This window comes from Algoriphagus sp. 10J20-15 (genome assembly GCF_055809615.1).
Window position 1 is genome coordinate 40374 of record NZ_JBVVUG010000017.1, and the last position, 6000, is coordinate 46373.

Consider the following 6000-nt stretch of genomic DNA (forward strand, 5'->3'; position numbering starts at 1 on the left):
AAAGGGAAGCAAAAAGCGGACTCTTAACTTTTTTTAGATTAATTCTAAATAACTATTGTTTAGAATTAATCTAAGTAATATGTTTGTGAAATATTTGAAAACCAAACCAACATGAATCGTAAAATTCTACTCTTATCCACCCTATTTTACCTTTGCGTTTATGGCGTTTTTGCCCAGTCTGCCAGCATCAAAGGATTTGTAAAGACATCGGATGACCAGCCGATGGAATTTGTTAATGTCGGGATCAAAGGCCTTGCGAAGGGCAATGCAACTGACAGAAATGGTTTTTTTGAAATCAAGAACATCGCTCCGGGTAGCTATACTGTTTATGCTTCGTTTGTAGGTATAGAAAAGCAGGAGAAAAATATCCAGTTAAGTGCTGGAGAAATACTTTCTGTGAATTTCACTTTGTCAGAAAGTTCTACTGATCTCAATGAAGTGATCGTTACAGATATGAGTACCAATCGCTTTTATTCTGACAGCAACTTTACTGTAGCTAAACTTCCTCTGACAGATTTGGAAAACCCGCAAGTCTACAACTCAGTTTCTTCCAAACTTCTGAAAGAGCAAGTGGTAACGAATATGAATGATGCACTGAAAAATGCGACTGGAATTACCCGACTTTGGGAATCCACAGGGCGTGGAGGTGACGGCGCAGAATACTATTCAATGAGAGGGTTTTCAGTCCAGCCAACTATGGTCAATGGTATGCCAAGCTTAAATAATGGTGGACTTGATCCTGCAAATATCGAAACTGTGGATGTGATCAAAGGTCCGTCAGGCACGCTTTTCGGTAGCTCAGTGATTTCCTATGGAGGCTTGATCAATATCACCACCAAGCGTCCCACTGATTTCTTTAAAGGAGAAGTTGGTTTTATCACAGGAAGTTATGGGTTAAATAGAATCACAGGAGATGTGAATGTTCCTTTGAATGAAAATGCTTCTATGCGTGTAAATACAGCATATCAGTCCAACAATACCTTTCAGGATGCCGGAAACAGAAATTCATTTTTCATTGCCCCTTCATTTAAGTTTCAGGCTAGCGAAAGGCTTTCCTTCCTGATCAACACCGAGTTTTTGAACGCAACTTCAGTGAATGCGCCGATGATCTTTTTGAACAGATCAAATCCAATCACTTTTGATTCGATTGATCCTTTTGAACGTAATTATGAGCGTTCATTTACTGGAAATGAGCTGAGTATCAACAATGCTTCGTATGCACTTCAAGCTCAGGCTTTCTACAAACTTTCCAATAACTGGACTTCTCAGACGGTAGTTTCCAGAAGCTCTACCAAATCTGACGGATACTATCACTACCTATTTGATGGAAGTGATGGAGACTCTTTCTACCGATATATTTCGGATAGAAATGCGCAAACGATTTCCACTGACATTCAGCAAAATTTCATCGGTAATTTCCTGCTGGGAGCTATGAAAAATAAAATGATTGTAGGTGTTGATTATTACGATCAGGATTTGATTAATAGCAGCACAGGTTGGGTTGGAAATGGCGTAGTGACACTTTCTGATGGAAATGACACAGGTGTTTTGACCCAAGCAGGAGTGGATGAATTGCTTAAAGATACGTTCGAAGGAAATACTACAGGCAATACGAGAGTTTTGAGTGCTTATGTATCGGATGTATTGGAACTGACTTCGCAGCTTTCTGTGATGGCCAGTTTAAGGGTGGATAACTTCAAAAATGAAGCCTGGGGTACTGATAACAACGAAAACACGCAAACAGCTGTTTCTCCTAAATTCGGAGTGGTTTACCAGCCAGTGAAAGACAAGGTTTCCATCTTTGGTAACTACATGAACGGCTTCAAAAACATAGCACCAACCACCGTGACAGATGCCGACGGCACCAATTCACGTTTTAAAACTTTTGATGCTGAGAAAGCCAACCAATATGAGTTTGGTGTGAAGACCAACTTGCTTAACGACAAAATCTCAGCAACTGCCAGCTACTACAATATCACAGTGAGCAATCGTGTCATGACTGATCCTACCAACGTGAACAATTCTATCCAAGGTGGTGAGGTAGTCAGCAAAGGATTTGAGCTAAGTGTGGTAGCAAGTCCAGTGGACGGATTGAGTTTGGTGGCAGGGTTTAGCCACAATGACGCAGAGGTGACCAAGGATTATGCTGAAAGTGGGTACTTGGGACTACGTCCTGAAGAAGCAGGACCAGCAGATTTGTTCAATTTTTGGGCAAGCTATAATTTCTCAGCGGGCGCATTGAAAGGCTTTGGACTTGGCTTAGGTGGTAACACTGCCAGTGAATACCTTACTATAAACAGAGATGTGATCGGCTCATTTGAGCTTCCATCCTATCAGGTTTTTAACGCGTCACTATCTTATACAGGCTCACAATATTTCTTAGCCTTGAAGGTCAATAATCTGACAGATCAAAAGTACTATTCAGGCTGGTCCACAGTGACCCCGCAGAATCTAAGAAATGTATCACTTAGTCTCAATTATAGATTTTAATGAAACTAAAGAAGGCAATAAATAAACTTCATCTCTGGCTCGGACTTTCATCCGGGCTAGTGGTGTTTATTGTGGCAGTTACTGGTTGTATCTACGCATTTCAGGCCGAAATCAAAGAATTGACTTATCCATTTCTATTTGTGGAACCTCAGGAAACTACCGTTTTGACACCGAGTGAGATCACTACGATTGCAGAGAAGGCTTTTCCTGAAGGGCATTTACACGCGATTCTTTATCCTACCAAAGAAAAATCTGTTCAGGCTATATTCTTCAGCTATGGGGAAGGGAATGACCACTACCAAATCGCATACATCAATCCTTATTCCGGTGAAGTGCTCAAGCTAAAAGATGAATATGCGGACTTTTTCCGAATCGTGCTAGACGGGCATTTTTACCTATGGCTCCCACCAGAAATAGGTCAGCCCGTAGTAGCCTCCTTCACTTTAATATTTCTATTTATGGTGATCTCAGGTTTGATCCTTTGGTGGCCAAAGAAAAAGAACTTGAAGCAAAGCCTGAAGGTCAAGTGGTCTGCTCGATGGAGAAGAAAAAATTATGATCTGCATCAAGTCTTAGGATTCTATGTAATGACTTTTGCCTTGGTTTTTGCTATTACAGGTTTGGTCTGGGGCTTCTTATGGTTCAGAGATACTTTGTATTTTGTCGCTTCGGGTGGGGAGAAATTTGTAGAATATTACGATCCAATTTCGGATTCCACCCAGACTTATCAGGGAGAAATCCCGGCTTTGGATGCGGTTTGGATGAAGATGAATGCAGAATATCCAAATGCGGATTGGATAGAAGTTCATCCTCCGGGTTTCGAAGGAGCGGCTATTGCAGCCAACGCAAATCCGGACGCGTCCACTTACTGGAAGTCGGACTACCGATATTTTGATCAGAATACATTGAAAGAAGTTGCTGTGGAACATTTTTACAACCGATTCGAAGAGGCAACTGTAGCCCAGAAAATTATGCGGATGAACTATGATGTGCACGTGGGCGCCATTGCTGGTTTGCCGGGTAAAATCTTAGCTTTTTTCCTAAGTGCGATTATCGCTTCACTTCCAGTGACTGGATTTTTGATCTGGTGGGGAAGGAGAAATAAGGCGAAGAAAGAATCTGAGGGTGAAGCTAAGGAGAAGATGGTGTTGCCGGAAGCTTGAATTTAAGTTTAGAGTTGTAAGGTGGAAAGGTTGTAAGGTTTTGCAGCCTTTCTGCATTTTAGGAAGGATTTATCATTCGCTATCGCTAGTATCTGTTTGTAAGTAAAGAATGGAAGTTCCTTTTGTCAGGCTGTGGACTGTAGTTTATGGACTCTAAACTTTTACACTTACTTTTTCTTCAAAAAAACCTTTAAATAATTCCAGAGATCCTTGCCAGACTGGCTCTCATGGCTTAGATTTGTTTTAATTTAAAATTAATCTAAATAAAAATAAAACGAGTCAAATGATTTAATCTCACCCAGTACTAGTAATTGGGTTTTGAGTACATCATAGGCCTTAAGAGATAACCTTATCTGTATAACTAAGCCACTGGGAAATTGGCTGCATTTGGAAACTAAACCGACCTTAGCTTCTATCCCAGGCACTATTTTCCTTTCATTCAACCAAGAAGCTTATGTCCTCATGTAAAGCAGAAATAGTCTATCAAACGGAAGATTTTGTTTTCACTAAATGTGCCGATTGTGACAGGATGGGGCTTATGTATAAGCAAGCGATGATCAGCTTTGATGCGCTCAATTTTAATGCTTTCTGCAGCTATCTGGACCGGATGGAATTTGAATTTGAAAAGTATCCCTTCTTTGATGGATTTGACCGGGTTGTGATTGAGACCTATCATCCTGATGTACAGTTTACGCTGCTTGAAGAGGAGTTTTACCGGCTCAAGGCAAATGTAATTGAAGCAAACGCCCAGCTGGAGTTGATTGAGATGATTCGCAGGTTGTGAGGAGTCTGGTCTTGGGAGCCACTTGGTGAAAGACTATAGCCGAGAGACATAAGGTCGAAGAGGAAAGACGGGGGGCTGGAAACCAGCTGAATAGGCCGGCCATCACCAAGCTAATTAATATGATCTCTGCTAATTCCTCAAGGATTTGATTGGGTTATTTTTTAAAATTCTTTTCAAGCTATGAGCTTTCCTTTTTCAACTCTTATTTTTCCTGCGTCAGGGGAATTTTTCTTGCTAGATTCTCCTGACGCTTCCTTATCGGGTTTAATAGTGGGGTGGGCTAATTTTTTTTGGTGAAATACTATAAGTCATACTGCAAATGGAAAGTAAATAATCCTCTGATTATCCCGTCGATTTTTATAAATATCTGCCGAACTTGAAGAAGCGTTTGGCAAATTGTTCGACTTCTTAGGTGTCAAAACTTATGACTTACCTCATTTAATCTGAAGGAGATTCTTTATCTGCTCCTCTTCCTGGTCATTTTCCAACATGATCATAAGCTCGTCCAATTCTTCCAGCTCGGTTTGGCCATTTGGCGTGATAAATTTTCCGTTTCTTTTTACAAGTACGATTAAAGAAGTATTTGGGAATCCCAATTGCAAAATTTTCTTCCCAGCAATCATGCTGTTCCTTGGTAGCTGAACTTCCAGAATCGCATTCTTGAAATCATCAGAAAGCTCGATGTCTAACATAGATCTTCGCTTCAAGGAAGCCGGTAGAGAGAGGTGCAGGAGTTTTGCAGCTATAGGAAGAGTAGTCGCCTGAATAGCAACTGAAGCCAATACGATGAAGAAGACGATATGGAAAATCGTAGAAGCCATTTCTATATTTTCGATCAGGGGTAGTGTCGCAAATACGATAGGAACTGCTCCTCTGAGTCCCACCCAGGAGATAAAAGTCTTTTCGCGAAGCTTGTATTTGAAAAAGGAAAGTGAGATGAACACTCCTAGCGGTCGTGCAACGAAAATCAAAAAGAGTGCAGCTAAAATTGCAATTCCTGAGACAGGGAAGAGTTGCTTAGGAAAAACCAAGAGACCTAAAGTGATGAACATGATCACTTGCATCAACCATGCGATCCCATCAAAGAATTTCATGAGGCTTTTCTTGTGGGCCATATTGGCATTCCCAACAGTGATAGCACTGATATAAACGGCGAGAAATCCGTTGCCCTTCAATAGATCCGTCGTCGTGTAGGTAATCAATACTAAAGCAAGAAGCATCACAGGGTAAAGCCCTTCAAAATCCAGTTTGATTTTATTGATTAATAATACGGTAGCTCTCCCAAACAGCCAGCCTAATAAACCGCCAACAATCATCTGAATAAAAAACAGAGGAATAATTTCCCAGATCGAACCCGTTTCTAAGGTAATCAGTTGAGAATAGAGACCGTCAGGAAATATGCCATGGGATCATTACTTCCGCTTTCCAATTCGAGTCGCGGTCTCAAATGCCCTTTTAATCCTATGCTTTTTGCCCGTAAAACAGAGAAAACAGCAGCGGCATCTGTAGAGGAAACGATAGATCCGAGTAATAGGCTTTCAAGAAAGCTTAGATCCGAAATCA

Annotated in this window: 5 protein-coding genes; 3 read left to right on the forward strand and 2 right to left on the reverse strand. The window is 41.0% G+C overall.

Annotated features, from left to right (window positions below):
* Positions 1 to 111 precede the first annotated feature (111 nt).
* From AC0L6R_RS07810 to AC0L6R_RS07820, 3 genes are all read left to right on the forward strand, one after another.
* On the forward strand, positions 112 to 2490 hold the full coding sequence (locus AC0L6R_RS07810) for a TonB-dependent siderophore receptor (protein WP_473270672.1): 2379 nt from the start codon (positions 112 to 114) through the stop codon (positions 2488 to 2490).
* Positions 2490 to 3653 carry a PepSY-associated TM helix domain-containing protein gene (locus AC0L6R_RS07815; protein ID WP_473270673.1) on the forward strand — a complete coding sequence of 388 codons (1164 nt, stop codon included), beginning with the start codon at positions 2490 to 2492 and terminating at the stop codon, positions 3651 to 3653. Before AC0L6R_RS07810 ends, AC0L6R_RS07815 begins: the two co-directional genes overlap by 1 nt.
* 454 nt (positions 3654 to 4107) lie before the next feature.
* On the forward strand, positions 4108 to 4437 hold the full coding sequence (locus AC0L6R_RS07820; protein WP_473270674.1) for a DUF6686 family protein: 330 nt from the start codon (positions 4108 to 4110) through the stop codon (positions 4435 to 4437).
* Positions 4438 to 4871: 434 nt separating this feature from the next.
* Here the strand turns inward: AC0L6R_RS07820 and AC0L6R_RS07825 are convergent, their stop codons facing one another.
* Together AC0L6R_RS07825 and AC0L6R_RS07830 are read right to left on the reverse strand one after the other, a co-directional pair.
* Positions 4872 to 5753: a potassium/proton antiporter gene (locus AC0L6R_RS07825; protein ID WP_473270675.1), complete on the reverse strand. Its 882-nt coding sequence runs from the start codon at positions 5751 to 5753 to the stop codon at positions 4872 to 4874.
* Positions 5754 to 5806: 53 nt separating this feature from the next.
* The coding region (locus AC0L6R_RS07830) for a cation:proton antiporter domain-containing protein (protein WP_473270676.1) at positions 5807 to 6000 on the reverse strand (194 nt) is incomplete at its 5' end.